Genomic DNA, 23,880 nt, shown 5'->3' on the forward strand with positions numbered 1-23,880 from the left:
GCTCCGTGAACTCGCTGCACCGGCAGGACAACCGGACCCCACAGAGTTAGCGATCCTCTCCGAAGGGGACGACCATCCCTATCTGCATGCTCTCGTAGGGGTCGCCGGACGGAATGAGCCCGCCAATCGAGCAGCGTCCCATCATCGGAGGAGACATCGCGAAGGCGCAGTCGCCGAACTCGTTCGTCCCTAGGAATCGGACGGGCGCGAGCGGCGGCAACGGCGCTTGCTTGTCGTCCATCGGGAAGACGGGCTCTACACCGCCATCGGCAAACAACCGGACCGTCCGGTCGGGCTCGCAGGCGAAGAGCGCCTGTGTTCTTGTGCAGTCACAGGCTCGCTCGCGACCACACACGTCCATCATCTCGCCACAGCGCACCAAACCGCTCCGCGAGCTGCCACCGGGCCCCCACCACCGTTCATCGTACAAGCACGCTCCCACATCGAGCGCGACGACGTCCTCACTGCATTGACGACCGTCCGGCAATTCAACGCGAGTAAAGGTCGTCGATTCCACGGGGCGCAGAACGGTCGCGACACAGCCACCAACGAGCCCCAGGATGATGGTTGCTCCGATGTATCGGCCGTTCATGGACACCGCGCCTCCGGTTCAACAGGATGCCCGTAACCGATGACGCGGTGCACTCAAATCGCAACTCGGCTCAATCACGTTCTCCGGTCGGTCGCGGTATTCGCCACGTCGAAGATGGGTCCATGTCCAGGCGACGGCACGGGCCGGAAGACGCGGAACAGCAGCACCAGCGAGGGCACCACGACGGCCGTGCCCACGCCCAGCGCCACCAGGAGCAACCGCTGCGCGCCAGGGCTCGCCGCCGCGCCTTGCAGCGTGACGTCTGGCACAACCAGGTACGGCTGCTGCGCAGCCGCCCACCCCAGCACGATGAGCCCCGCCTGCACGGCCGCGGCGACGCGTGCCCATTGGAAGCGGCGCGTCCACAGGAGCGCGAAGGCCGCCACCGCCGCCACCGCCGTGCCCGCATGCAGAGCCAGAGCGAAGGGCGAACGCAACAGTCCCTCCCACACGCGCGGCGCGCCGTCCCGGGCCAGCAGCAACACCGCCAGCGCCGAAACGAACACCGCCACGCCCGCCCCCATCGCCCGGCGACGGAAGTCCTCGCGCAGCTCGGACGCGGGGGCCTCGTGCGTAAGGTACACCGCCGCCAGGAAGGCGAAGAGACACAGCGCCAGCACGCCCACCGCCCACGAGAAGGGCGTGAGCCACGAGGAGAAGAAGCCGCTCACCACCACCCGGCCCTCCACGCGGATGGTGCCGCCCACCACCGCGCCCACGCACATGCCCAGCAACACCGGCGCGATGACACTGGCCCCGCTGAAGACGAGCCCCCACTGCCGCTGCACCGCGTCCCCGCGCGTGTCGTACGCCCGGAAGGTGAAGGCCGCGCCCCGGAACACGATGCCCAGCAGCAGCAACGTCAGCGGGACGTGCAGCGCCACGCTCAGCACCGCGAAGGCACGCGGGAAGCCGGCGAACAGCAGCACCACCCCGACGATGAGCCAGATGTGATTCACCTCCCACACCGGGCCGATGGCGCGAGCGATGAGCGCGCGCTGCTCCGCCTTGCGCGGCCCGAAGGCGAGCAAATCCCACACACCTCCGCCAAAGTCCGCGCCGCCAAAGAGGGCATAGAGGACGAAGGTCCCCGCCACCGCGAAGCCCAGAATCGCGTCAATGGACATGGGTCACTCCTGTCCGCGCTCCGCCCTGCGAGAGCGGCAGCGCTCCCGCCGCCGTGATGCTCCGCACCGCTTCAGTGGGCATGGGCCGCCCCTCCAGTGCGCCACCTTCCCGGCGGGGCAGCGTCCCCGTCACCGTGAAGCTCCGCATCGCGTCAGTGGACATGGGCCTCACCTCCCAGCAGACCGCTGTCGCGCGCCGGCAGCGTGCCCGCCACCTGCCGCACCAGCAGGAGCACCACCGTCACGCCGAGGAACACGTACACGGCGGTGAAGGTCCAAAAGGGCGCGGCCAGATGCGGCACCGGCGTCACCGCGTCCGCCGTGCGCATCACCCCGCGCAGAATCCACGGCTGCCTCCCCCACTCCGTGACGAGCCAGCCCGCCTCCATGGCCACCACACCCAGCGGGCCCGACAGCAGCCACGCCCACATCAGCTTCCGCCCATGGGGCCATGCCTTCTTCCGCCACCGCCACACCAGCGTCACCAGCGCCAGCAGCGCCATGGCGCTCCCGGTGCCCACCATGAGCTGGAAGGCCACGTGGACCTTCGCCACCGGCGGCCACTCGTCGCGAGGGAAGGCGTTGAGCCCCTTCACCTCCGCGTCCGGGTCCGCGAAGGCCAGAATCGACAGACCCTTGGGGATGTCCACCGCGTAGGGCACCTCGCCCGTCTCCACATCGGGCAGCCCACCCAGCCGCAGCGGCGCGCCGCGCTCCGTCTCGAACTGGCCCTCCATCGCGGCCAGCTTCACCGGCTGCGCCTTCGCCACGTGCTTGGCGGACAAGTCCCCCACCACCGGCTGGAGCAGCGCGGTGACACACGCCAGCGGCAGCGCCACCGACAGCGCCTTGCGATGGAAGGCCGCGCCCGGATGGCGCAGCAGCACGAAGGCGTGGATGCCCGCCATGGCGAAGGCGCTCGCCTGGTAGCAGGAGAGCAGCACGTGCGCCGTCTGGTACTGCCAGCCCGGACTGAACATGGCCACCAGCGGCGCCACGTCCATGGGCCCGGACGCCGACGGCGTGAAGCCCGACGGGTGGTTCATGAACGTGTTCACCAGCGTGACGAAGAAGGCGCTCGCCGCGCCGCTTATCGCCACCATCACGCCGGAGAACAGGTGCAGCCCCGGCGACACCCGCTCCCGCCCGTACAGGTAGATGCCCAGGAAGATGGCCTCGGTGAAGAAGGCCACGCCCTCCAGGCTGAAGGGCAGCCCAATCACCTCGCCGTACTGCCCCATGAACTCCGGCCACAGCAGGCCCAGCTCGAAGGACAGCACCGTCCCGCTCACCGCGCCCACCGCGAAGAGGATGGCCGTCCCCTTCGCCAGCTTCTGACTCAGCTTCTGGTAGTCCGCGTCACCGGTGCGCCGGTGCTTCCAGTCACTGAGCACCATGAGGACGGGGAGCGCCACCCCCGCCGCCGCGAAGACGATGTGGAACGCGAGCGACAAGCCCATTTGAGCCCGCGCATAGAGCAGGTCCGTCATGGGCATCAGAATGGTTTATGTCTGATTTTGTCGCAATTACGTGTTCTTATCAATCCTCACAGAGGAAGGCGGCGCCTTTCGCGCGGGAACCAGCGTCACCACCGCGTTTCGTGCGACAGCGGTGGCCAGCGCGCTGGCGAAGATGAGCACGAGCTTGCGTCCCAGCTCCGCGCCCAGCGGGCGCTGCTCCGCGGTGGAGGCCACGCGGTCCGGGTGTTCCCAGGCGCGCGCCAGGGCCTTGCGGCGCTTGCGGCGCAGAATCTCGTCCCGGTGGCGCGCGCGGTACACGGCATACGCGACGCCCAGGCCCACCACCGTCAGCAGCGCGGCGCCAGCGGTCATCAGCTCGTTGCGGTGCTGCATGGCGTGGTAGCGCACGTCGAGCGCGCGCTCACGCCGCCGGTCCAGCTCCGCCAGCGTCAGCAGCAGCTCGTCGCGGATGCGGTCCGCGGTCTCCTCTACCTGTTTGCGGTCCCCCATGCCCCGGGTGATGCGGTGGTCCTCGTGCCGCTCGATTGCCGAGGGCACGCCTTCTTCGCGGCCGTTGCCGTTCATTGCAGCGTCTCCCGCGTGAGGTGGTAGTCCGTCTTCAAGCGCTCCTGCGTGTGCGGCAGGGGCTTCTTGGGCACGCGCTTGCTGCCCAGGAAGAGCAGGCCGCCGGCGATGGCCAGCAGCACCACGCCCACCACCAGCACCCCCACCGCCTGCCCCAGGGGCAGGGCCAGTCCCAACGCGACGAAGAGGACGGCCAGCGCGGTGAGCGCCAGCACCGCGCCCGCTCCCAGGAGGATGCCCGCGGTGCGCGCGGCCTTCAGCTCCTCACGCAGCTCCTTCTTGGCGTGCATCACCTCGGCGCGCACCAACAGGCGCGTCTCCGCCAGGGCGTGCCGGATGAGCTCCGCCGTGGAAAGCGTCTCCAGTTGACTTCGCTCCAGGCGTTCCGATTCGAGGTCCACGACGTGCGCCTCCTGCGATGACTTCGCGGACCACACGTGCGCTCCCATGCCTGCCTGGCATCCTTGCGGCCCGCTCCTTCGCACAAGGTGGGCAGGACGCTCCCTCCAGTGAAGCCCCGGGGGAATGCACGCCTGCGGCTGCCCGCCTGCCCTGCCCTCGCGTTCAGCGGCGGCGGCGGTGCGCCAGGGCGGTGGCCAGCGTCTCGCGGACCTGGTGGGCGCGGAAGAGGCGGTCCGCCGTGTCCATCAGGTTCTCGGAGTACAACACCTGCTTGCGCAGCCGGGCGGGGATGGCGCGCGTGCCCAGGTGGGCGCCCAGCAGCGCGCCCGTCAGCGCGGCGGCCACGTCCGCCTCGCCGCCACAGCGCAGCGTGAGGGCCACCGCCTCCCGGAAGTCGTGCGGCACCTTGAGGATGGCGTACAGCGACGTCAGCAGCACCGGCACCACGTGCGGCGGCAGCCCGTCCACGCCCTTCAGCTCACTGGGGGGCACGCCCACCTTGCGGAGCTGCGACAGCGCGCGCGCGGTGTCCCACGTCAGCAGGCGCGGCAGGTGACGCACCTCCTCCGCCAGGCCCTTGTCGTGCACGGCCGCCGACAGCGCCAGCTCCTCGCAGAAGGCCGCGGGCGTCAGCGGCTCCTCTTCCATGCCCAGCGCCGCCGCCTGCGCGAAGGCCGCCGCGGCCGCCGCGCACACCGGGTCCTTGTGGGTGATGACGGTGAGCACCCCGGCGTCATGCGGCAGGCGCGCGCGGTGGCCGCTCTCCAGGAGGCCCACCACCAGCGCGCGGCTGAGCACCGAGTGGCACCGCGTGCCCAGCGACGCGCCCGCGCTCATCCACGGCACGCCACCCGCCAGCCGCTGCAGCGCGTCCGCCAGGCTCTTGGGCGGCTGGAGGATGATGCCCTCCTGCCACAGCCACGCCAGGTGCGCCGCCGCGCTGCGGCCCTCCACCTTGCCCTCGCGGATGACGCTCTCCGCCGCCGCGAGCAGCAGCTGCGTGTCGTCGCTGAACTGGCCCTTGGCGAACTTGCCGCGCGGGCGGGGCGCGAAGTCCTCGGCGAGGCCGGGCAGCCGCGCGAGGCTCGCCGGTGGAATGCCGCGCAGCGGGAAGCCGAGCGCATCACCGATGGCGAGCCCCACGAACGCCGCATGGAACCTGTCCTGGCGCTCGGCGGGAGTCAGCGGCATGGGGTCGTGGAGATTAACCGAGGCTCAGGCCAGAACGGCCAGCGAGAAAGGAGAGAAACCCGTGAAACATCCGCGAGCCGGTGCGGGAAGAATCATGCCGGGGCTTGACGAGCGCGATACAGCCGTCCTCGAAACTCCGCTCGGATTCTTCACCGTCCACCCTCCATCCCTCGCGCCCCGTGGATCGCAGCGCGGGGTGGGGTGACTACCGCAACCAACACGCGCGCGGCAAGCCTCGGCGGGTGCACGCATTCGCGCACCTGTACACGTGTCCAACTCTCGAAGCTTCGCGCATGGCGCACGAGGGACGCGCAGGTGGCACCAGCGCGCGGGTGTCAGCACACGCGCGCCGTCACTTCATGCGTCATCACGGCCCAGGTTGACGACGGCCTGCAACCGCGCCATCACCGCTTGCGCGCCCTGGTGGAGCCGCGTGCCATCCCAGAGCGCGGGCGTGGTGTGCCCACCCAGCCGGCGCCAGTCCGCTTCAGCCTCGTCGAAGGCCACGTTGCGGAAGCGCACGCGGTCCTCCAACGCGAAGTCGACGATGTAGCACCGGACCTGCGCGGAAGGTGCATCCACGATGCGATGAAACAGCTCCAGCGTGCCGGACATCATGGCGCCGGCGCGGAGAGGAAGTAGTCCGACAGGTTCGGACGCGAGCGCTTGAGCAGGTCCGCCAGCGTGTACCGGTCCAGCACCGCGAGGAACGCCTCACGCGCCTCGTCCAGCACGCCCTTGAGCCCACAGGCGGGAGCGATGGGGCACGCGTTGCGCTCCCGGTCGAAGCACTCCACCAGGTGGAAGTCCGGCTCCGCGGCGCGCAGCACGCTGCCCACCTGGATGTCCGCGGGCGGGCGCGCCAGCACCACGCCGCCGGAGCGGCCCGCTCGTGCATCCACCACCCCCTGCCCCGCCAGCGTCTGCACCACGCGCACCAGGTGGTGCTTGGAGATGCCGTAGGCATCCGCCATCTCCTGGGTGGAGACCGGGCGCCCGGTGCGTGTGGCCAGGTAGAGCAGCACCCGCAGCGAGTAGTCGGCATGGAGGGTGAGATGCACGTCAGCGGGCTCCGGCGTCGGTGGTGCGCTGCGCCAGGGGGGCGCTCGGCAGGAAGGCATCCACGTGGAGGTCCTTCAGCGAGAGCCCGGCGAGGAACAGCTTCTTCCGGAGGGATAGCACCAACGGCCCGTCTCCGCAGAGCCACGCGCGCCAGCCCACGGGCCTGGGGCACTCCGCGCGAATGAGCACATCGAGCGCGCCCTCCGCCACATCCCGGCTGCCGCCCTCCAGCACGCCCGGCCGATAGCGAAGCTGAGGATGGCGCTCCGCCAGGGAGCGAAGGGCGTCGGTGAGGTAGAGCCCCTCGGGCGTCCGCGCGCCGTGGAAGAGCCAGATGGGCCCGGTGTGGCCCGCCTCCAGCGCGTCCCTGATGATGCCATACAGTGGCGCCAGGCCGGTGCCCGTCCCCGCCAGCAGCAGGGGCTGCTCGGGCCGGCCGGGGACGTAGAAGCAGCTTCCCGCCGGCCCCTGGACCTGGAGCCTGTCTCCCGGCCGGGCGTCACGCGCCAGCCAGCCGCTCATCGCCCCTTCCGGATGGAGTCGCACATGCAGCTCCAGTGCGTCCTCGTGAGGCAGGCTGGCCAGCGAGTAGCTGCGCGTCAGCCCGTCCTCCCGCACCAGGGAGATGTATTGCCCCGCGCGGTACGCCACGGGGCGGTCCGTCACCAGCCGCACGCGAAGGACGCTGGCGGACAACGCGTCCAGCGACTGGATGCGCGCGGGGACGCGCAGGGCCTCCGCGTCGGTGACCTCCAGCGCCGCGCCCTCCGGGAGCCGGCAGGCACAGGCGAGGAAGTACCCCTGCGCCCGGAGCGTGTCCTTCAACCCCGCCTGCGCGGCCTCCGGAACCGTCCCCGCCACGGCCCGCATCAGGCAGGACTGGCAGGCCCCCGCGCGGCACGCATGCGGAACGGACACGCCCTGGCGCAGCAGCGCGTCCAACACGCTCTCTCCGAACGACAGCGGATACCAATCCGACGCGTGCTTCACCTTGGCCATGGCGAGCTCCCGGGTTCAGCGGTTGAGGACGTCCGCGCGAGCGCTCTCCGCGATGGCCAGCACCTTCGCCACCAGCGGCGCGGGCACACCCAATTCCTCCAGCGTCCCCTTCAGGTGGCCCGCCACCGCGTCGAAGTGCGAGTCATCCAGCCCGCGCCGCACCAGGTGCGCGTGGCCGGCGCGCATGTCCCTGCCGGAGTAGTGGACCGGCCCCCCCGTCACCATCGTCAGGAACGCCTTCTGCTTCGCCGCCTGGCGCTCCATGTCCACGTCCTCGAAGAAGTGGCTGATGTGCTCGTCCGACAGCACCCTCCGGTAGAAGACCTCCACCGCCGCCGCCATCGCCGGCTCGCCGCCCAACTGCTCGAAGACACTCTTCTCCGCCGCGTTGCTCATGGTGCTCGCTCCTCTCGCCCGGCATGGGCCTTAAGATGCATTCTAAATGCACTTTAAAGCCCGCGCCGTCAAACACAACGTCACCAGCAGTGAAGCTACTGGATGCAACGCCATGGCCTGACGCCTGTCTCGTCAGCTCCGAGGTGGGGATGGGAGGTGAGAGGAGAAACCCGCCCTGGAGGCGCAGCCCTGGGGGCGCCGTCACGGGGACTGAAGCGGACACCGGCTCCACGGGAGGGGAGCCCGGGGGTCACGCCAGCCGCCCGGAGCGCGAGGCGCCCCTGGGCGGTGAAACGTGCTCGCGCGGGGACTACGCGCGCGCGGTGTTGGCGGCGCCGATGCGCGCGGCCTCACGGCGCACCGTGGCCTGCTCCAGCTCGAAGCGCGCGTCCTCGGAGGACAGGCCCTTCAGGCGCTCCTGCGCCTCGGTCATGCGGCGGCGGGCGCCTTCCACGTCGATGCCCGTGACGGGCTCGGCCGCGTCGGCGAGCACCAGCACCTTGTCGTTGCCCACTTCGACGAAGCCACCCGCGACGAAGTAGGACTCGCGCCGGCCGCCCTCAATCAGGGTCAACGCGCCCGGCTCCATCAGCGACAGGAACGGGGTGTGCCCCGGGCGCACGCCGAACAGGCCCCGGCCGCCAGGAACAATCGCCTCGTCGGCCTGCACCGACAGGATGCGCTTCTCGGGGGTGACAATCTCCACAGTCAGCTTGGCCATGAGGCTCCTCGCACAACCCAATCAGAACGTGAGCTTGCGGGTGGTTCCACCCACTGGCTCCAACTCCACCACCCCGGCGTCCGTCAGCCGGGGCCCCTTGCCCGGGATGCCGAGCGTGCCCTCCAGCCACTTGAAGTGGTGGGTGAGCTGGCGCACCTCGGAGAGCTGCCGCGTGTTGAGCCATTCGGTCAGCCGCTTCTCCTGAAGCCGCTGGCCATCCCGCCCGTACTGCGCCGCCACCACCACGCGCGCCCAGGCCGGAGGCCCCTTGGGCTTCTTCGCCTTCGACTTCTTCTTCGGCCGCGGCGCCGGCTTGCCCTTCTCCACCAGTGGCCACACCACCCAGACGCGCTCGCCGTCGTTGGAGACGAAGTAGAAGTCGTCCACCGTGCCCAGGCACTGCGCCAGCGACCACACCGGGCCGCTCTCCTGCGTCACCTCCAGCCGGCACTGGTCCTGCCCCGCCTCCACCATGCGGACGCTGTAGAGCCCGTTGGCGCTCACCCGAGCCCGTCCCCGGCGCTCCTCCGCAAGGGCGGAGGAGGACAGGCACATCAGGACCAGGGCGAGCGCGGCACGGCGCATGGTGACCTCGGCGAGAGAAGGAGCGTCCAGCCTACCTCACACCATCTTCCGCGCGTTCTCGACGACCTCGTCGATGCTGCCCGCCATGTAGAAGGCGCCCTCGGGGATTTCGTCGTGCTTGCCCTCGGCGATCTCCTTGAAGCCCTGGATGGTGTCCTGGAGCTTCACGTAGCGGCCGTCCTTGCCGGTGAAGACCTTGGCCACGAAGAAGGGCTGCGACAGGAACTTCTGGATCTTCCGGGCGCGGGCCACCACCAGCTTGTCGTCCTCGGAGAGCTCGTCCATGCCGAGGATGGCGATGATGTCCTGCAGCTCCTTGTACCGCTGGAGGATGCCCTGGACCTTGCGGGCCACGCCGTAGTGCTCGGCGCCGATGACGGCCGGGTCGAGGATGCGGCTGGTGGAGTCCAGCGGGTCCACGGCGGGGAAGATGGCCAGCTCGGCGATGGAGCGGTTGAGCACCGTGGTCGCGTCGAGGTGGGCGAAGGCCGTCGCGGGCGCCGGGTCCGTGAGGTCGTCGGCGGGGACGTAGATGGCCTGCACGGAGGTGATGGAGCCCTTCGTGGTGGAGGTGATGCGCTCCTGCAGGCCGCCCATCTCCGTGGCCAGCGTGGGCTGGTAACCCACGGCGCTGGGGATGCGGCCCAGGAGGGCGGACACTTCCGAGCCGGCCTGGGTGAAGCGGAAGATGTTGTCCACGAAGAGGAGCACGTCGCGGCCTTCCACGTCGCGGAAGTACTCGGCCATGGTCAGCGCGGACAGGGCCACGCGGGCGCGGGCGCCGGGCGGCTCGTTCATCTGGCCGTACACCAGCACGGCCTGGCTGGCCTCCAGGTTGTCCGTCTGGATGACCTTCGTGTCCTGCATCTCGTGGTAGAGGTCGTTGCCTTCGCGGGTGCGCTCACCGACGCCGGCGAACACGGAGAAGCCGCCGCGCTCCACGGCCACGTTGCGGATGAGCTCCTGCAGGAGCACCGTCTTGCCCACGCCGGCGCCGCCGAAGAGGCCGATCTTCCCGCCGCGGGTGTACGGGGCGAGCAGGTCGATGACCTTGATGCCCGTCTCGAACATCTGCACGCGCACGTCCTGCTCCGTGAAGGGCGGGGGCGCGCGGTGGATGGACCAGTGCTCCTGCGCCTTCACGGGGCCCATCTCGTCCACCGGCTCACCGGTGACGTTCAGGATGCGGCCCAGGGTGGCCTTGCCCACCGGCACCTGGATGGGGGCGCCCGTGTTGGTGACGGGCATGCCGCGGCCCAGGCCCTCGGTGGAGTCCATGGCGATGGTGCGGACGGTGTTCTCGCCCAGGTGCTGCGCCACCTCGAGGGTGAGGTTGTCCGCGGCGGAGCTCAGGTTCGCGTTGGTGACCTTGAGGGCCGTGTAGACCTCGGGGAGACCGCCGGGCGGAAACTCGACGTCGACCACCGGGCCGAGGACCTGGATGATTCTGCCTGCCGTCGGAACTTGAGCGCTCATGGAATCGTCTGCCTCGCACGGGGAGCGGACGGGCGCCGCCACCCTTGAAATTTCGGCCCGGCTGGGAGGGCGGGCCCCCTTTACCGGGGCCCCCCCCGGGGGTCAAGCCTCCCGGGCAACTCACTGGTAAGTCCGGCTTAGCGCAAGCCACATGCCGGGCGCCACCCCCTTACTTCCCATCCGGCTGGGACACCAGGGGCAGCCCGCTGCTCGGGCTGCCGGCCCGGGCGATCAAGCTTCCCCCTGAAACGCGAAGGGCCCACCCCGGTGGACGGAGCGGGCCCAGGCGGGGCGAGAAGCCGGGGGACGTCCTACTTCAGCGCCTCGGCGCCGGAGACGATCTCCATCAGCTCCTTGGTGATGACCGCCTGACGCGTGCGGTTGTAGGTGAGCGTCAGGCTGCCAATCATGTCGGTGGCGTTGGAGGTCGCGTTCTCCATGGCGCTCATGCGGGCGCCGTGCTCGCTGGCCACGCTCTCCAGCAGGGCGCGGTAGAGCTTGATGTTGACGGCCTGGGGCACCAGGCGGTCCAGCACGGCCTGGCGGTCCGGCTCGTACTTGAAGTCCACCAGCGCGGTGGAGCCCGCCGCCGGGGCCTCGCCCGGCGCGCCCAGCGTCTGCAGCGGCAGGAGCTGCGCGACCTTCACCGTCTGGGAGATGGCGGTGACGAACTCGTTGTAGACGATGTGGACCGCGTCCACCTCGCCGTTGAGGTAGCTGGCCACCAGCTCCTCCGCCACGTCCGCGGCGGCGCGGTAGTTCAGGCGCTGGTACAGGCCGCCGAAGTCCTTGCGGATGCTCTGGCCGCGGTTGCGGAAGAAGTCGTTGCCCTTCCGGCCCACGGTGGAGAGGCGGATGCTCTCCAGGTTCGTGTTCTCGTAGAGGAACCGGTTGGCGCGGCGGATGACGTTGGAGTTGAAGCCGCCGGCGAGGCCACGGTCCGACGTGAGCAGCACCAGCTCCACGCGCTTCACCGGGCGGGCCGTGAGCAGCGGGTGGCTGAGGCTCTCATCCCCGGCGCGGGCGGCCAGGTCGGCGATGATCTGGTCCAGCATCGTCGCGTAGGGGCGCGCGGCCAGGATGTTGTCCTGCGCCTTGCGGAGCTTCGCGGCGGAGACCATCTTCATCGCCTTGGTGATCTGCCGCGTGTTCTTCACCGAGCGGATGCGCTTGCGAATGTCGCGAAGGGACGCCATGGACCGGGGAGCTCCTGTGGGGCGTTCGACCCGCGTCGTCCGGAAGGAAGGCGGGGGCAGGGTAAGACGGGGCCCCCTATATAGGCGGGGCGGGAGCCGGTCAACGGATGCCTGCCGCCGCCGGCCAGACGATCGCCCGCCCCGCCCGGGGTGGCAGCCAGCCGAGCCTCCCTGGTAGCCCCTCCCCGCGGTAGGAGACGGACTTACCTTGCCGTCATGGTGGCCCCGACGTCATCCGGTCCGTTGCTCATTGTCGAAGACGACGCGGATATCCGCGCGGCCCTCCAGGACTACCTGGAGATGCACGGCCACGTGGTGCGCGTGGCGAGCAACGGCCGGGAGGCGCTGGAGGCGCTGGCCCACCCTCCCCGTCCCGCGCTCATGGTGCTGGACATGGCCCTGCCCGTCATGGACGGCCACCGGGTGCTGACGACCCGCAAGACCAGTGAAGCCCTGGCCGAGGTTCCGGTCATCATCCTGTCGGCGGGCATGGCGGCCATGAACCCGAGGGACCGGGCCGTCTACGCGTCCATGTACAACGTGGCGGCCTTCTTGAAGAAACCCGTGGAGCCCCGGCAGTTGCTGGAGGCCATCGAGCGGCTCGCGCCAAGGCCGGCAGGTCCCCAGGCGGGCTCGCCGCCTTGATGCAGGGATGTTGCTCTGTGCTTCCAGGTGGAGGGAGGCCGGAACACAATGGCCTCTCTACCGGTGTTCTCGGGGTCCATGAAGCCAGGCGGTGCGAGACGGGTGTGGTTGCGTAGGGGCCTCGCGGTCCTGGCCGCGGGTGGGCTGGGGCTGCTCGCCCTCTCCCACTTCGTCCGGGTCAGCTACGAGGACCGCATCATCCCCCTGGAGCAGGCCCCCGAGGCCCCCGTGGCGCTGGTGTTCGGCGCGGGGCTGGCGCGGGGCGCGGTCCCCTCCCCCGTGCTCGCCCAGCGGCTGGACGCGGCCGTCGCGCTGTGGCGGCAGGGCAAGGTGCAGACGGTGCTCGTCAGCGGGGACCAGACGAAGCCCTTCCACCATGAGACGCGCGCCATGCGGCGCTACCTGGTGGAGCACGGCGTGCCGGAGAGCGCGGTCCAGGGCGATGAAGCGGGGCTGTCCACCTACGATAGCTGCCTGCGGGCCGCCACGGTGTTCGGTGCGAAGCGGGCGGTGCTGGTGACGCAGCGGTTCCACCTGACGCGGGCGCTGTTCATCGCCAACTCGGTGGGCATTGACGCGTGGGGCGTGGCCGCGGACGAGGGACGGCCGACGCCCTGGCGCTACCTGGTGCGCGAGACGCTGTCGCGCGTGCTGGCGCTGGCCATGGTGGTGCTGGAGGTGGAGCCCGCCTACCCCTCTGGCCGCGCCGTGCTCCCGGAGCGCTGAGGCACGGGCAGGCATGGCAGGCAGGCGGGCGGCGCGAATTGCCGCGGCCTCCGCGGGTTCTCATTCTTGAGACGAAGGCAGCCGACCCACCGCGCTTTCCGAGGAGAGGCCATGCGATTCAAGAAGCTGGGGTCAGACGACGTGGGCGAGTCCACCTCGCGGCGTCACATGAATCCGGACACCGGTGAGGATGAAATCAACATCTCCGACCAGGACCTGGCGGCGACTCCGCCCCTGGAGGAGGAGCCGGACTTCCGCGACATCCTCCCGGACGAGATTCATGAGTTCCGCCGTGGTGATGAGGAAGAGGAGCCGCTGGAGTTGACGGCCCAGCCGGGGTACCGCATCCGGCCCATCGACTTCGACAAGCTGCCGCAGGGATAGACGCGAGGTGAGGTCTCGTCGAGGCAAGGCACCGTGGCGCGCCTTGCCTCCGAGTTCCTGACTACCGGCCGCGAGCGCCCTTCTTCGCCGCGGCCTTCTTGGCGGAGGTCTTCTTCGCCACGGACTTCTTGGCCGCGCTCTTCTTGGTGGGAGCCTGCTTCGTGGCGGTCTTCTTCACAGGAGACTTCTTGGCCGCGCCCTTCCGGGCGGGAGCCTGCTTCGCGGCGCCTTTCTGGGGTGCGGACTTCTTCGCAGCGGCCGTCTTGGCAGTGGGCTTCCGCGCAGTGGCCTGCTTCGCCGCGCCCTTTTGAGCAGCGGGTTTCGCAGCGCCTCGCTTGATCGCAGCCTTCGCGGCGCCCTTCCGAGCAGCGGGCTTCGTCGCAGCCTTCGCGGCGCCCTTCCGAGCAGCGGGCTTCGTCGCAGCCTTCGCGGCGCCCTTCCGAGCAGCGGGCTTCGTCGCAGCCTTCGCGGCGCCCTTCTGAGCAGCGGGCTTCGTCGCAGCCTTCGCGGCGCCTTGCCTGGTGGCGGCCGTCGCTGCAGCGGCCTTCGCGGCGCCCTTCCGAGCAGGAGTCGCCTTGGTATCCGCCCGCTGGGCTGTCGCGGTCTTCTCCACGGCCTTCGAGGTGGACGCCGTCGTCGCGGCGGTCTTCGCCGTGCTTCTCGAAGGAGCGGGCTTCTTCGCGGCGGGCGTCTCCGAGACAGCCTCCTCGGCAGGGAGCGCCTGCGCAGGGGTCACCTCAACCGCAGCGGCGGCCTTCTTCACGGCGGTCTTCTTGGGCGCGGCCTCCTGGGCCGAAGCAGCCGCGATGAGGGAAGCCGGGGAGGAAGCCGCCTCCTGCACGGCCTTCCTCAAGACAGCAGAGTCCTCAGCGGCCTTCTTCACGCGCTGGACCTTGCCCGGCTTGCCTCGCGGGAACAGCACGCCAGCGCCGCCGATGGCGAGCGGGATCTGCTGAGCCTGTTGCCCCCGTCCCTTGCCCGACCGGGCCGTGCGAGCACTCGCCCCATCGCCCTCCTGGTACCGCGAGGACGAGGATGAATCGTCGTACTCGTAAGCGAGCTCGCGAATCGCCGCCTCTTCTTCGACGGGCGCCTCTTCAGCCGCCACTTCGTCGGCCAGCTCCGCCTCCTCGAGCTGCTCCGCCTCGTCGGCCTGCGCCGCGGCTTCGGGCGCCTCCTCGCCGGCCTCCGCCGCTTCTTCGAGCGCCTCCTCTTCCTCCTCCCCGTCGGCCTGGACGCCGGACAGCGCTCCCTGGAGGACGGCATTCATCGCGCGGGCGAAGGTGCGCTCCCCGAAGCTCTCCACCTCCGCGGGCGGGACGAGCACGTCGAGCATGTCCTTCAGCGAGCGATACAGCCGCATCTGCCGCTTCTCGCCCTCCCAGGTGCCGTAGACCCAGTCGTCGCCTTCGAGCGCCTCGACCCAGCCCGGCAACGGCCCGCCACCGTCCCCCTGCTCCACCATCGCGGACTTGCGCGAGGCGAAGAGGTGCCGGTGCTGCCCCTTCAAGCCAATGCGCCACAGCCCCGCCGCGGGCAGCCCTTCCAGCTTGAGGCGGGTCTTCTCCAGGACGCTCGGGGCCCCCTCCGCCCCGTGCAGGCGGAAGAGCTGGACCTCACCGTTGAGCTCGCCCCCGTCGAACGCCTGATACAGGGCGCTGAGCTCGTCGGGAAATGGAACGCCGCACTCCGTTTCGGCCCGGCGAATCTCATCGGGAGAGACGCCAGTTGACGATGCCCTGACCGACTTGCGAAGTGCCTCCAACCACTCGTGCATGACCCCTCCACGACATCCAGTCGCACAACCTTACGGCGGCTGTGCGCTCCTGCGCAGTGCGAGCTTTGGCTTTTGATGACACCGCGCCAGAGCTGATCCAAACCGCTCCGGCTGACAGGGCGGTCGTCCCCTCTCGCAGGCATACCTTGAAAACCCGTGGCCCCCGTCCAGCCCATCCCCTCCTCCCGAGAAACAGGGCTCGCGCGCCCGAGCGACGCCCGCGCCCCCCTCCGCGAGGACCCGCGCGACAAGGCCATCCAGGCCCCGCGCTGATCCACCCTCCGGCGGGTGAAACGCCCTGAACCCGGCAACGGCCCGCCCCGCTGGCCGCCCAGGTGCCAGCCGGAGCGGTCGACGGCGACGGACACTCGCGCCCACGAGCCATTCTCCAGACCGTGCTTAGCCTCCGCCAGTTCGTCCCGGACGCACCGCGCGCACAGGCCGCGCGCCGTCCCGGGCTCGGGGTCCGTGGGGAGGATGCATGCGAGGCGTCGCGGGGTGGTGGGTGGCATGCTGGGTGGGCCTGGCCGCTTGCGGTCCAGGTGATGGGCCGGCTCGCGAGGACTTGTCTCTTGAGGCCTCGCCGTCGCCCCCCTGGGGGACGTATCCCCGGGTTCAGCAGGACGTGCCCACCTTCGCCCTGGACGTCGCGCCGGAAGACCTCGCGAAGCTGGAGGCCGACCCGTCATCGGACGACAGGGTTCCCTGCGTGGTGACGCTGGGCGGCGCGCGCGCCACGGGACAGCTCCGGTTCCGGGGCGCCAGCACGCGGGAGCTGCCACAGAAGAGCTACAAAATCGAACTCGACTCCGGCCAGTCCCTGGAGGACCGCGACCACTTCCACCTGCTCGCGAGCTGGTCCGACGGCGGGAAGCTGACGGAGAAGTTCGCGGTGGACCTGTACACCGCGATGAAGCTGCCAGTGCCTGGCGCCCGCTACGCGCGCGTGAGCGTGAATGGCGAACACCAGGGGCTCTACCTGGACATGGAGCACGTGGGAAAGGACTGGCTGCGACACCACGGACACGCGCGTGACGCGGCCATCTACCGCTGCGGCCACCGCAACTGCGAGCTGACGCTGAAGCCCGGCCCCCACCAGGGAGACTTCGACAAGCGCCTCCCCAACGACTCCCCGGGACGCGAGGCGCTCGATGCGCTCCTGGCCTGGGTGAACCGGGGCGATGACGCCACCTTCGACGCCATGCTGGAGCGACACGTGGACGTGGAGGCGTACCTCGGCAACCTGGTGGCGGACGCGCTCATCTCCAACAGCCTCATCGAGGACTCGGGCAGCTTCTGGATTCACGAGCCCCAGACGGACCGGTGGACGTACGTGCCGTGGGATTTGAACAACGCGCGGATGCTCTACTGGCGCACGGCGAACCCCGAGACGCCGCTCCCCGTCGACGCCTCGCCGCAGCCCTTCACGCTGTATGACGCCGCGGTTCAGGACGTCTTCGACCAGCGCGTGCGGACCCGTCCCGAGCAGCGTCCCACGTGGAGCGTGCTCGCGACGCGCGTATGGGAGCGCCCGGCCCTGCGGGCGCGGGTGCTCGAGAAGCTGGACGCCGCGCTCGAAGGCCCCTTCTCCGAGGCGCGGGCCCTGGCGCACATCGACGCCCTGTGGAAGGTCGTGGAGCCCGAGCTGCGTCAGGACGCCTCCGTCTCCGAAGCGCATGCACGCCGCGCCCGGGACGTCCTCCGGGACTACGTGCGCGGACGGCGGGCCTGGTTGCTCGATGCACGGGACGCCCTGCGCGAGCACGGGTCGGGTCCGCTGGTCATCCGCGCCATCGCGCCAGGCGCCACGGGCTTCGTGGAGCTGTACAACCGCGGCGACGTGCCCCTGCGGCTGGAGGACTACGAGGTCACGGTGAACCTGCGCGCGCCCGTGCGCCACAGGCTCCCCGCGGGCGGCCTGGAGCCCGGCGCCGCGGTCCGGCTGGAAGCCAGCGGTGACGCGTCCCGCGGGCCCCTGCACCTGCCCTTCTCCCTGCCTTCGGAGGGAGGCGAAGTGGGGGTGTTCAACGCAACCGGTGGCTCGCGTCCGCGCGTATACGGCCCCACGGATGCGGTCTGGTACGGGCCGCTGCCCGCCGGCACGGTGTACGAGCGTCAGGGCGGTGGCACGGGCGAGGACTTCGCGCCGCGACGCCCGTGAGCAGGTTGAACGCGACACCCGAGCCCGTTAGGCAGGAGGCCATGGCACATCCCGTGAGCTACGAGGGGACGGCGGAGAACTTCGACCAACTGGTCCTGGAGCCCAAGGGCGAGCTGGTGGTCGTCGACTTCTGGGGTGACGGCTGCCCGAACTGCGACATCTACGCGGCGGCCGAACCCGCCCTGCTGGCGGAGCTGGAGGGCGCGCCGATGCGCGTCGTGAAGGTGAACGCGTATCAGTACGAGGACCTGGCCAGGCGCTTCGGCCTCTTCGGCATCCCGACCTTCCTCCTGTTCCGCGAGGGGAAGCTCATCGGGAAGATGAGCCAGTACTATGGGAAAGAGTACTGGCTCGGCGTCATCCGGGACCACCTGCCCGCCGCGTAACGCGCCTCAGCGCTTTGCAACCAACACGCTCCCAGTCTTGCGGAGCACGTTGAACAGCTTGTCCCGGTCCAGCTCCGACTTCGCGAAGGCCTTCGTGACGAAGACCTCCTCGAGCGTCGCGTCGGCCGCGTCGAACTCACCGTTCTCGTAGTGGTGCTTCGCCTTCACCTTGGCCTGGATGTCGTGGTCGTCCGCGATGACCACGTCTGCCTTCAGCACGCCGCCAACCCGGAGCGAGGCGTCGTTGCCATGGCCCCACACCACCTGGGCCACCAGGTCCTTGCCCACGACGACCTCGCTGTCCGTGTCCACGCCGGTGGCGTGAAGCGTGCCCCCGACCACGAGCAGCCCTTCCATCCCCGCGTTGCGCACCACGCCCTCCACCGTGAGGTCTCCCGTCACGAGCAGCGGCCCATCGAGGTGCACGTCGCCCTTCACCACGAGGTCCCCACGCACGAAGCGCGGCGGCTTGGAGAGACGCGGGGCCTTCTCCTCCGCCGGCAGCACGTCCCGCGCGAGCTCCACCACCGCCATGGCCGTCCAGGGGAGCTCGCCCTGGAGCGCGCCCGCGAGCTGGTCCCACGACGTGGCGCCCTGCAGCGCGAGCCCCTTCAGGACCTGTTCGACGCCCTCTACGTTCTTGTCCTCGAAGTACCAGGCCTTGAGCAGCGTCTTGCGCTGACGCTCCAGCGCCTCCAGCAGCGGCCTCACGTCCAACGTGCCCGCCTTCCCCTTGGGGGCCTTGGCGCCCAGAAGCTGGGCAAGGGACGCGTTCTTGTGCTCCAGCGCTTCCTGCACGGGCGTCTGGCCGCTGCCATTCTTGAGCGAGGCATCCGCTCCCGCCTTGAGCAGGACCTCGATGACAGGGCCTCGCTCCTTGAAGCGCGCGTGCTGGTGCAGCGGCGTCCAGCCCTTGCCCGCGTTGGGGTTCGCTCCCGCGTCGATGAGCGCCTGGGCCACGTCGGCCTGACGCGCCTCGAAGAGCGCGGTCCGCCCTGACGCATCGAGCGCATCCACGGGCACGCCGCCTTTCGCCAGCGGCGCGATGCAGGACACGCTGCCGTGCTCGGCCGCGACGTGCAGCGGCGTGGACTTCTTGGAGTCAACCGCCTCGGGGGCGACACCGAGGCGGAGCAACTCCGTCACCAGCGCCGCGTCATCCACCATCGCGGCCAGGTGGAGCGCGCTGTGCTTGCTGGAGGCCCTCGCCTCCAGGCTCGCGCCCAGCGCGACCAGGGCCAGCACGCGGCCCGTGCGACTGTTTCCTTCAAAGCCTGGGCCGAAGAAGGGCTTCGCATCCAGTCCCGCCGCGAGCAGGAGCCCCTCGTCCAGGTCCTTGGCCTTCTTCCCCTTGGGGCGCGCAGCGGGCTTCTGCTTCCGCAGCCACGCGTGAAAGCCCTCGTCGGAGAAAGCGCCCTCCAGCCCCTGGAAGTTGAGCGGGTCACTGTCATCCGTCACGCCCTGCGCGCACATGCCAGGGTGCTCCTCCACCTTGGCGAGCAGCTCCCGGTAGCCCTGCTCCTGCTTGCCCTGCGTCAGCGCACGCCAGGCTTCGAGTCCACGGCGTCCACGTTGGTGGTCCGGGAGTGGCCGCATGCTGTCGGCCTCGTCCAGCGCGGCCTCCACCTCGTCGAGCTGCGCCACGGTCGGCTTGCGCCGCACCAGGTCCTCCGCCCACTGACTCAGCGCCAGTGAACGCGCGCGATGGGCGAGCGTCAGCTTGCTGCTGGGTTTCGTCCCTCGCGTCAGCTCCAGGATTCGGTCGCGCAGCCGCCAATGCTCGGCCTTCAGCGCTCGCTCCCAGCGGTGCGGCTCCATGCGGCGCGTCGGGTCCAGCGCCCAGCTCAACGAGTGGAGTCCCAGCAGGTGCTCGGGCTCCGCATCCACCACCTCGCGGAGCAACGGAATCGCCTGGTCGAGCTGCGGCGGCATCTCGTCCAGCAGGCTGTCCGCCTTCTTCATCAACGCAGCGACATCGACCTTCTTCGGAGCTTGAGCACGCGGCATGGCAAGGGAAGCTGCCATGAGTCAGTGACGTGCGCGCACATGAAACTCGCGGGCCACGAGAACCATCGCCATCCGAGAATTCTCGCGCGCCAAGCAGTGGCATGGCCGCTGCTTGCTCACAGTCCTCGGGACCACACGCACCATCACCTTGAATTCAAGGACGACACTGCCTTACCCGCCACTTGGCCCCCGTGGCGGCGCGGCCTACTCTCATGCACGACCTCATGCCCTTCGAGCCCTACCACGTCGACCCGGATGACCCGCGCGCGCCGCCCCAGGAGGTATGGGACGCGCTCTCTCCCGAAGAGCGCCAGCGCATCATCGACAGCCTTCCATCCAAGCTCGACCTTGCCGAGGCCCGCCTTTCGAAGCTCAGGCGGCAACTCGCCGAGGAGACCCGCCGCCGCGAGGAGGCGGAGCGTCAGCTCGCCGAGGCCCGGGCGGAAATCGAACGGCTGCGCGGTGGACGCGGCTGACGTTCAGTCCTGGTACCCGCGCGCCTGCAGCCGGAACAGGTGCGCGTAGCGGCCGTCCTTCGCCATCAGCTCGTCGTGGCTGCCCAGCTCGTCCACCTGCCCGTTGTGGAGCACGGCAATCTGGTCCGCCATGCGCACCGTGGAGAAGCGGTGCGAAATCACAATCGCGATGCGGTCCGCCGCCAGCGCCTGGAAACGCTCGAACAGCGCGTGCTCCGCCTCCGCGTCGATGCTGGCCGTGGGCTCGTCCAGAATCAGCACCTCCGCGTCGTCACGCATGAAGGCCCGCGCCACCGCCAGCTTCTGCCACTGGCCCGCCGACAGCTCCTGCCCCTTCTCGAACCAGCCGCCCAGCATCGTGTCGTACTGCTGCGGCAAGGCCGTAATCACCCCGCTGGCCCCACCCTCCTCCGCCGCCTTCACGATGCGGCCACGGTCCTCCAGCGCCGGCACGTGCCCCAGGCCGATGTTCTCCGCCACGTTGAACTGGTAGCGCACGAAGTCCTGGAACACCGCCCCGAAGCGGCTGCGCAAATCCTCCACGTCCATGTCCTTCAGGTTGACGCCGCCGTAGAGGATGTCCCCGTCCACCGGCTCGTACAGGCGCAGCAGCAGCTTCACCAGCGTGCTCTTCCCCGCCCCGTTCTCCCCCACCAGCGCCAGCTTCTGACCCGGCTTCAGCGTCAGGGACACGTTCTTCAGCGCCCACGCCTCCTTGCCCGGATAGCGGAAGGACACGTCGCGCAGCTCGATGGCGCTGTCATGGCCTCGCGGCACGGAGCGCGGCGGCGACACGCGCGTCGCCTCGCCGCCGGTGGGGATGTCCAGGTACGCGAACAGGTTGCTCATGAAGAGCGCGTCCTCGTACATGGAGCCCACGCTGGTCAGGATGCCCTGGAACGCCGCCTGCCCCTGACGGAACACGCTCAGGTACAGCACCATGTCGCCCACCGTAATCGCCCCGCTCGCCGCGCGGCCCGCCACCAGCAGGTAGCAGCCGTAGAACGCCCCCAGCGAGAGCACCCCCAGCCCCAGCCCCCACGCCATCCGGCGGTAGGCCAGCGCCCGGTCCTCCGCGAAGAACTTCTGGAAGAGCGTGCGGTACCGCCCCAGCACCAGCGGCCCCAACCCGAAGAGCTTCACCTCCTTCACGTGGCTGTCCCGCGTGAGGATCCACTCCAGGTAGTTCAGCTTGCGCCCCTCCGGCGCGCGCCACGAGTAGAGCCGGAAGCCCGCCATGGCCAGCCGCGCCTCGGCGATGAAGGCCGGCACCGACGCGGCCACCAGCACCACCACGCTCCACGGCGACAGCGCCACCAGCAGCGCGGCGAAGGTGCCCAGGGTGATGGTGTTGCGGACAATGGAGAACGCCTGCGTCACCAGCGACAAGGGCCGGCTGTTCGCCTCGCGCCGCGCGTTCTGCATCTTGTCGTAGGTGGCCGAGTCCTCGAAGTGGCGCAGCTCCAACGCCAACGCCTTCTGGAGGATGCGCTCGTTGAGCAGGTTCCCCAGGTTGGCGCGCAGCAGCTCACGCGTCAGCGTCAGCCCGCGGTCCACCACCGCCGAGCCCAGCATCAGCCCGAACTCCAGCCCCACCAGCCCGTACACCCGCGAGCGGGCCTCCACCGAGCCCTGCGCCGCCGCCACCACCGAGTCCACGATGAGCTTGCCCACCCAGGCGATGGCCGCCGGCAGCAGCGCCGCCACCAGCGTCAGCGCGCCCAGCACCACCGCGCCGCGGGGGCTGGCCTGCCAGAAGAGCCGGAACGTGCCCGGGAGCTGCTTGAAGAGGCTGCCTGCGTTCTGGAAGCGGGCCTTGAGCGACAACGGGACGTCGGTGGCTGTGGCGGCGGGACGAGGAGACACGGTCCGCGTTCATAACGCGGACCGCGCCGCCCCGCTTCACGATGCGGGGAGCAGGTGACGCGACACCAGCACGTCGCAGCCCGCGCGCGCCAACACCCGCTCCGTCAGCGGCGTGCGCGCCTCCACGGCGGACATCGCCAGCGCCAGCAGGTCCGAGCCCCGCTCCGACGCCTCCGCCAGGATGCCCTCGGCCGGCTCGCCGCAGCGCACCCGCACCTCCAGCTCGCGCCCCGCCTCCCGGTAGGGCGCCAGGAAGCGGCCAAGCGCCACCCTCGCCTGGTCCTCACGCTCCTGCCGCAGCATCAACCCCCGCTCCGCCGGCGCGTTGGCGCGGCGCAGCGCCGCCTCCTGCTCGCCGATGTCCGCCACATGCAACACGTCCACTGGCGCCGGCGCGGGGCACAGGCGCAAGGTCAGCTCCAACGCCCTGCGCGACTCGCGCGAGAAGTCCACCGCCACCAGGGGCCTGCCGTAGGGCCGCACCGGGTGCGGCACCACCACCAGCACGGAGACGCCCAGGCGCCGCGCCATCCGCCGCACCGTGGACTCCGCCGCCAGCTCGCGCACCGGGTACGTCACGTGCGGACGGCCCACCACCACCAGCTCCGCGCCCGAGGCCAGCGCCACCGCCGACGCCACCTCCACCGGGTCTCCGTGCCCCAGCTCCTCCCGCACCTCGACGTCCACCCGGTTGCGCAGCCGCCTGCACACGGACGCCACGGCCTTGCGCAGGCAGCGCTCGCCGGACTGCGTCCCACCAGGCCCCCCTTGCCCATCCAGCACAGGGGCCACGTGCAGCACGCAGAAGACACCGCCGTGTCCCAGGGGAAGGCGCAGGGCGCGCGCCAGGGCGAACTCGGAGCGCAGCGTGAAGTCCGTGCCCACCACCACCCGCGACAGGCCCCGCTGCCCCCGGGCGAGCCCCGGAGGGAGGAGCGGCAACGCCGGCCTCGAAAACTGTGACGACCTCATCTCACTCCCTCCTTCCCTTCCGCCAGACCCACCGTGTCAGTGTGCGTGTAGCGATGGCGGTGACGCCTCGCAGCATCCCGGAGGTGTCCGGTCGCTCCGCCGCTCCGTGGGCGGCCGCGTCCTCCGCGCCCCGCTCCACACCCCAAGATTCAGGCGCCGCGCGCCGGGCGCCACCAGGCCCGGCGTGCCGCAAAGGCCTCGGCCGGGCAGGCCTCCCGGACCTGCCCACCTCCACCCAGGGAACACCGCGCGGTGCGCGGGGGTGCGATGGAACGAGTCGTTCGTCTCGCGTGCAACGGCCCCCTGAAAAATCTCCAGCGGCCGGGCCGCCGTACCCCCTGACGGTGGCGGAGGGCAGGCGTCCTCCACGGGGCTTGGCCTGCTTGGCACGTCCGAAGCGCGACAGAAGGTCCGGGCGGAGCACGGCCGGTACTTTGCAGAGGGGTCCGGCGGGCAGCGAAGGGTGCGGTCGGGCGGGGCGGTGGAACGCCGAAGAAGGGGGAAGTGCCATGCGCGGGGTCATCACCGGACGAGAGGTGGTCGCCAACCTGGGGCTCATCTACCGGGAGTTCGGGACGGGCTGCGTGCTGCGCTGCCTGTGGGTCATGCTGAGCGGAAAGTCGACGACGTTCCTCGAGGTGGCCTGTCCTCCGGTGATGAAGCGGTAGCGGAAGCAGCGCGGGCCGCG

The 23,880-nt window shown here is 70.3% G+C and carries 25 protein-coding genes; 7 read left to right on the plus strand and 18 right to left on the minus strand.

The window, feature by feature from the left end:
- Positions 1-46: 46 nt before the first annotated feature.
- The 14 genes from MYMAC_RS37045 to atpG form a co-directional block, all read right to left on the minus strand.
- Entirely contained in the window at positions 47-592 is a 546-nt protein-coding gene (locus tag MYMAC_RS37045; protein ID WP_157770484.1) for a hypothetical protein, read from the minus strand.
- Positions 593-666: 74 nt separating this feature from the next.
- The gene (locus MYMAC_RS33335; protein WP_095960989.1) at positions 667-1,719 is read right to left on the minus strand and encodes a cytochrome d ubiquinol oxidase subunit II; all 1,053 of its coding nucleotides are present in this window, start codon (positions 1,717-1,719) and stop codon (positions 667-669) included.
- Between the two features lie 152 nt (positions 1,720-1,871).
- Positions 1,872-3,215, minus strand: coding sequence for a cytochrome ubiquinol oxidase subunit I (locus MYMAC_RS33340; RefSeq protein ID WP_095960990.1), 1,344 nt, complete (start codon positions 3,213-3,215; stop codon positions 1,872-1,874).
- Between the two features lie 30 nt (positions 3,216-3,245).
- Positions 3,246-3,764 carry a hypothetical protein gene (locus tag MYMAC_RS33345; RefSeq protein ID WP_095960991.1) on the minus strand — a complete coding sequence of 173 codons (519 nt, stop codon included), beginning with the start codon at positions 3,762-3,764 and terminating at the stop codon, positions 3,246-3,248.
- Positions 3,761-4,213: a phage holin family protein gene (locus tag MYMAC_RS33350; RefSeq protein ID WP_239989174.1), complete on the minus strand. Its 453-nt coding sequence runs from the start codon at positions 4,211-4,213 to the stop codon at positions 3,761-3,763. Before MYMAC_RS33350 ends, MYMAC_RS33345 begins: the two co-directional genes overlap by 4 nt.
- Before the next feature lie 115 nt (positions 4,214-4,328).
- Positions 4,329-5,357 carry an ADP-ribosylglycohydrolase family protein gene (locus tag MYMAC_RS33355; protein WP_095960992.1) on the minus strand — a complete coding sequence of 343 codons (1,029 nt, stop codon included), beginning with the start codon at positions 5,355-5,357 and terminating at the stop codon, positions 4,329-4,331.
- A gap of 357 nt (positions 5,358-5,714) precedes the next feature.
- Positions 5,715-5,975: a hypothetical protein gene (locus tag MYMAC_RS33360; RefSeq protein ID WP_095960993.1), complete on the minus strand. Its 261-nt coding sequence runs from the start codon at positions 5,973-5,975 to the stop codon at positions 5,715-5,717.
- Entirely contained in the window at positions 5,972-6,418 is a 447-nt protein-coding gene (locus MYMAC_RS33365; protein WP_013937446.1) for an RrF2 family transcriptional regulator, read from the minus strand. Before MYMAC_RS33365 ends, MYMAC_RS33360 begins: the two co-directional genes overlap by 4 nt.
- 1 nt (position 6,419) lies before the next feature.
- Complete coding sequence (locus tag MYMAC_RS33370) at positions 6,420-7,418, minus strand: 2Fe-2S iron-sulfur cluster-binding protein (protein ID WP_095960994.1); 999 nt, start codon at positions 7,416-7,418, stop codon at positions 6,420-6,422.
- A gap of 15 nt (positions 7,419-7,433) precedes the next feature.
- Entirely contained in the window at positions 7,434-7,814 is a 381-nt protein-coding gene (locus MYMAC_RS33375) for a group I truncated hemoglobin (RefSeq protein ID WP_013937444.1), read from the minus strand.
- 310 nt (positions 7,815-8,124) lie between these two features.
- Positions 8,125-8,535 (minus strand): F0F1 ATP synthase subunit epsilon, encoded by a 411-nt coding sequence (locus MYMAC_RS33380; RefSeq protein ID WP_095960995.1) that lies wholly within the window; start codon positions 8,533-8,535, stop codon positions 8,125-8,127.
- Between the two features lie 21 nt (positions 8,536-8,556).
- Complete coding sequence (locus MYMAC_RS33385; RefSeq protein ID WP_095960996.1) at positions 8,557-9,120, minus strand: hypothetical protein; 564 nt, start codon at positions 9,118-9,120, stop codon at positions 8,557-8,559.
- Positions 9,121-9,156: 36 nt separating this feature from the next.
- The gene (gene atpD, locus MYMAC_RS33390) at positions 9,157-10,596 is read right to left on the minus strand and encodes a F0F1 ATP synthase subunit beta (protein WP_095960997.1); all 1,440 of its coding nucleotides are present in this window, start codon (positions 10,594-10,596) and stop codon (positions 9,157-9,159) included.
- 311 nt (positions 10,597-10,907) lie between these two features.
- Positions 10,908-11,792 (minus strand): ATP synthase F1 subunit gamma, encoded by an 885-nt coding sequence (gene atpG, locus MYMAC_RS33395; RefSeq protein ID WP_095960998.1) that lies wholly within the window; start codon positions 11,790-11,792, stop codon positions 10,908-10,910.
- 216 nt (positions 11,793-12,008) lie between these two features.
- Here atpG and MYMAC_RS33400 point away from each other — a divergent pair, with 216 nt between their 5' ends.
- The 3 genes from MYMAC_RS33400 to MYMAC_RS33410 all read left to right on the plus strand — a co-directional run bounded on the left by MYMAC_RS33400 (position 12,009) and on the right by MYMAC_RS33410 (position 13,547).
- Positions 12,009-12,437 carry a response regulator gene (locus MYMAC_RS33400; protein ID WP_013937439.1) on the plus strand — a complete coding sequence of 143 codons (429 nt, stop codon included), beginning with the start codon at positions 12,009-12,011 and terminating at the stop codon, positions 12,435-12,437.
- Positions 12,438-12,485: 48 nt separating this feature from the next.
- Positions 12,486-13,163 (plus strand): SanA/YdcF family protein, encoded by a 678-nt coding sequence (locus tag MYMAC_RS33405; protein ID WP_095961000.1) that lies wholly within the window; start codon positions 12,486-12,488, stop codon positions 13,161-13,163.
- Positions 13,164-13,274: 111 nt separating this feature from the next.
- Positions 13,275-13,547 carry a hypothetical protein gene (locus MYMAC_RS33410; protein WP_013937437.1) on the plus strand — a complete coding sequence of 91 codons (273 nt, stop codon included), beginning with the start codon at positions 13,275-13,277 and terminating at the stop codon, positions 13,545-13,547.
- A 61-nt stretch (positions 13,548-13,608) separates the two neighbouring features.
- On the opposite strand, the gene MYMAC_RS33415 is transcribed toward MYMAC_RS33410, so the two are convergent.
- The gene (locus MYMAC_RS33415) at positions 13,609-15,324 is read right to left on the minus strand and encodes an SMI1/KNR4 family protein (RefSeq protein WP_095961001.1); all 1,716 of its coding nucleotides are present in this window, start codon (positions 15,322-15,324) and stop codon (positions 13,609-13,611) included.
- Positions 15,325-15,949: 625 nt separating this feature from the next.
- Between MYMAC_RS33415 and MYMAC_RS33420 the strand changes: the two genes are divergently transcribed.
- Entirely contained in the window at positions 15,950-17,485 is a 1,536-nt protein-coding gene (locus MYMAC_RS33420) for a CotH kinase family protein (RefSeq protein ID WP_095961002.1), read from the plus strand.
- 41 nt (positions 17,486-17,526) lie between these two features.
- Positions 17,527-17,871 (plus strand): thioredoxin family protein, encoded by a 345-nt coding sequence (locus MYMAC_RS33425; RefSeq protein ID WP_013937434.1) that lies wholly within the window; start codon positions 17,527-17,529, stop codon positions 17,869-17,871.
- A 6-nt stretch (positions 17,872-17,877) separates the two neighbouring features.
- Here MYMAC_RS33425 and MYMAC_RS33430 read toward each other — a convergent pair whose 3' ends face one another.
- On the minus strand, positions 17,878-19,896 hold the full coding sequence (locus tag MYMAC_RS33430) for an ankyrin repeat domain-containing protein (RefSeq protein WP_095961003.1): 2,019 nt from the start codon (positions 19,894-19,896) through the stop codon (positions 17,878-17,880).
- Positions 19,897-20,090: 194 nt separating this feature from the next.
- On the opposite strand from MYMAC_RS33430, the gene MYMAC_RS38150 reads away from it, so the two are divergent.
- Positions 20,091-20,354 carry a hypothetical protein gene (locus MYMAC_RS38150; protein WP_239989176.1) on the plus strand — a complete coding sequence of 88 codons (264 nt, stop codon included), beginning with the start codon at positions 20,091-20,093 and terminating at the stop codon, positions 20,352-20,354.
- 3 nt (positions 20,355-20,357) lie between these two features.
- Here MYMAC_RS38150 and MYMAC_RS33440 read toward each other — a convergent pair whose 3' ends face one another.
- Both MYMAC_RS33440 and MYMAC_RS33445 read right to left on the minus strand, forming a co-directional pair.
- The gene (locus MYMAC_RS33440) at positions 20,358-22,181 is read right to left on the minus strand and encodes an ABC transporter ATP-binding protein (RefSeq protein ID WP_013937431.1); all 1,824 of its coding nucleotides are present in this window, start codon (positions 22,179-22,181) and stop codon (positions 20,358-20,360) included.
- A gap of 75 nt (positions 22,182-22,256) precedes the next feature.
- Positions 22,257-23,162: a universal stress protein gene (locus MYMAC_RS33445; RefSeq protein WP_239989177.1), complete on the minus strand. Its 906-nt coding sequence runs from the start codon at positions 23,160-23,162 to the stop codon at positions 22,257-22,259.
- Positions 23,163-23,701: 539 nt separating this feature from the next.
- Here MYMAC_RS33445 and MYMAC_RS37315 point away from each other — a divergent pair.
- On the plus strand, positions 23,702-23,860 hold the full coding sequence (locus tag MYMAC_RS37315) for a hypothetical protein (protein WP_013937429.1): 159 nt from the start codon (positions 23,702-23,704) through the stop codon (positions 23,858-23,860).
- Positions 23,861-23,880: the final 20 nt, after the last annotated feature.

This window comes from Corallococcus macrosporus DSM 14697 (assembly GCF_002305895.1).
GTDB classification, from domain to species: Bacteria; Myxococcota; Myxococcia; order Myxococcales; family Myxococcaceae; genus Myxococcus; species Myxococcus macrosporus.

Coding starts and splice junctions, on each gene's coding strand:
- MYMAC_RS37045 (WP_157770484.1), bottom strand. CDS start 592: ATGAACGGCCGATACATCGGAGCAACCATCATCCTGGGGCTCGTTGGT.
- MYMAC_RS33335 (WP_095960989.1), bottom strand. CDS start 1,719: ATGTCCATTGACGCGATTCTGGGCTTCGCGGTGGCGGGGACCTTCGTC.
- MYMAC_RS33340 (WP_095960990.1), bottom strand. CDS start 3,215: ATGCCCATGACGGACCTGCTCTATGCGCGGGCTCAAATGGGCTTGTCG.
- MYMAC_RS33345 (WP_095960991.1), bottom strand. CDS start 3,764: ATGAACGGCAACGGCCGCGAAGAAGGCGTGCCCTCGGCAATCGAGCGG.
- MYMAC_RS33350 (WP_239989174.1), bottom strand. CDS start 4,213: ATGGGAGCGCACGTGTGGTCCGCGAAGTCATCGCAGGAGGCGCACGTC.
- MYMAC_RS33355 (WP_095960992.1), bottom strand. CDS start 5,357: ATGCCGCTGACTCCCGCCGAGCGCCAGGACAGGTTCCATGCGGCGTTC.
- MYMAC_RS33360 (WP_095960993.1), bottom strand. CDS start 5,975: ATGATGTCCGGCACGCTGGAGCTGTTTCATCGCATCGTGGATGCACCT.
- MYMAC_RS33370 (WP_095960994.1), bottom strand. CDS start 7,418: ATGGCCAAGGTGAAGCACGCGTCGGATTGGTATCCGCTGTCGTTCGGA.
- MYMAC_RS33375 (WP_013937444.1), bottom strand. CDS start 7,814: ATGAGCAACGCGGCGGAGAAGAGTGTCTTCGAGCAGTTGGGCGGCGAG.
- MYMAC_RS33380 (WP_095960995.1), bottom strand. CDS start 8,535: ATGGCCAAGCTGACTGTGGAGATTGTCACCCCCGAGAAGCGCATCCTG.
- MYMAC_RS33385 (WP_095960996.1), bottom strand. CDS start 9,120: ATGCGCCGTGCCGCGCTCGCCCTGGTCCTGATGTGCCTGTCCTCCTCC.
- atpD (WP_095960997.1), bottom strand. CDS start 10,596: ATGAGCGCTCAAGTTCCGACGGCAGGCAGAATCATCCAGGTCCTCGGC.
- atpG (WP_095960998.1), bottom strand. CDS start 11,792: ATGGCGTCCCTTCGCGACATTCGCAAGCGCATCCGCTCGGTGAAGAAC.
- MYMAC_RS33400 (WP_013937439.1), top strand. CDS start 12,009: ATGGTGGCCCCGACGTCATCCGGTCCGTTGCTCATTGTCGAAGACGAC.
- MYMAC_RS33405 (WP_095961000.1), top strand. CDS start 12,486: ATGGCCTCTCTACCGGTGTTCTCGGGGTCCATGAAGCCAGGCGGTGCG.
- MYMAC_RS33410 (WP_013937437.1), top strand. CDS start 13,275: ATGCGATTCAAGAAGCTGGGGTCAGACGACGTGGGCGAGTCCACCTCG.
- MYMAC_RS33415 (WP_095961001.1), bottom strand. CDS start 15,324: ATGCACGAGTGGTTGGAGGCACTTCGCAAGTCGGTCAGGGCATCGTCA.
- MYMAC_RS33425 (WP_013937434.1), top strand. CDS start 17,527: ATGGCACATCCCGTGAGCTACGAGGGGACGGCGGAGAACTTCGACCAA.
- MYMAC_RS33430 (WP_095961003.1), bottom strand. CDS start 19,896: ATGGCAGCTTCCCTTGCCATGCCGCGTGCTCAAGCTCCGAAGAAGGTC.
- MYMAC_RS38150 (WP_239989176.1), top strand. CDS start 20,091: ATGCACGACCTCATGCCCTTCGAGCCCTACCACGTCGACCCGGATGAC.
- MYMAC_RS37315 (WP_013937429.1), top strand. CDS start 23,702: ATGCGCGGGGTCATCACCGGACGAGAGGTGGTCGCCAACCTGGGGCTC.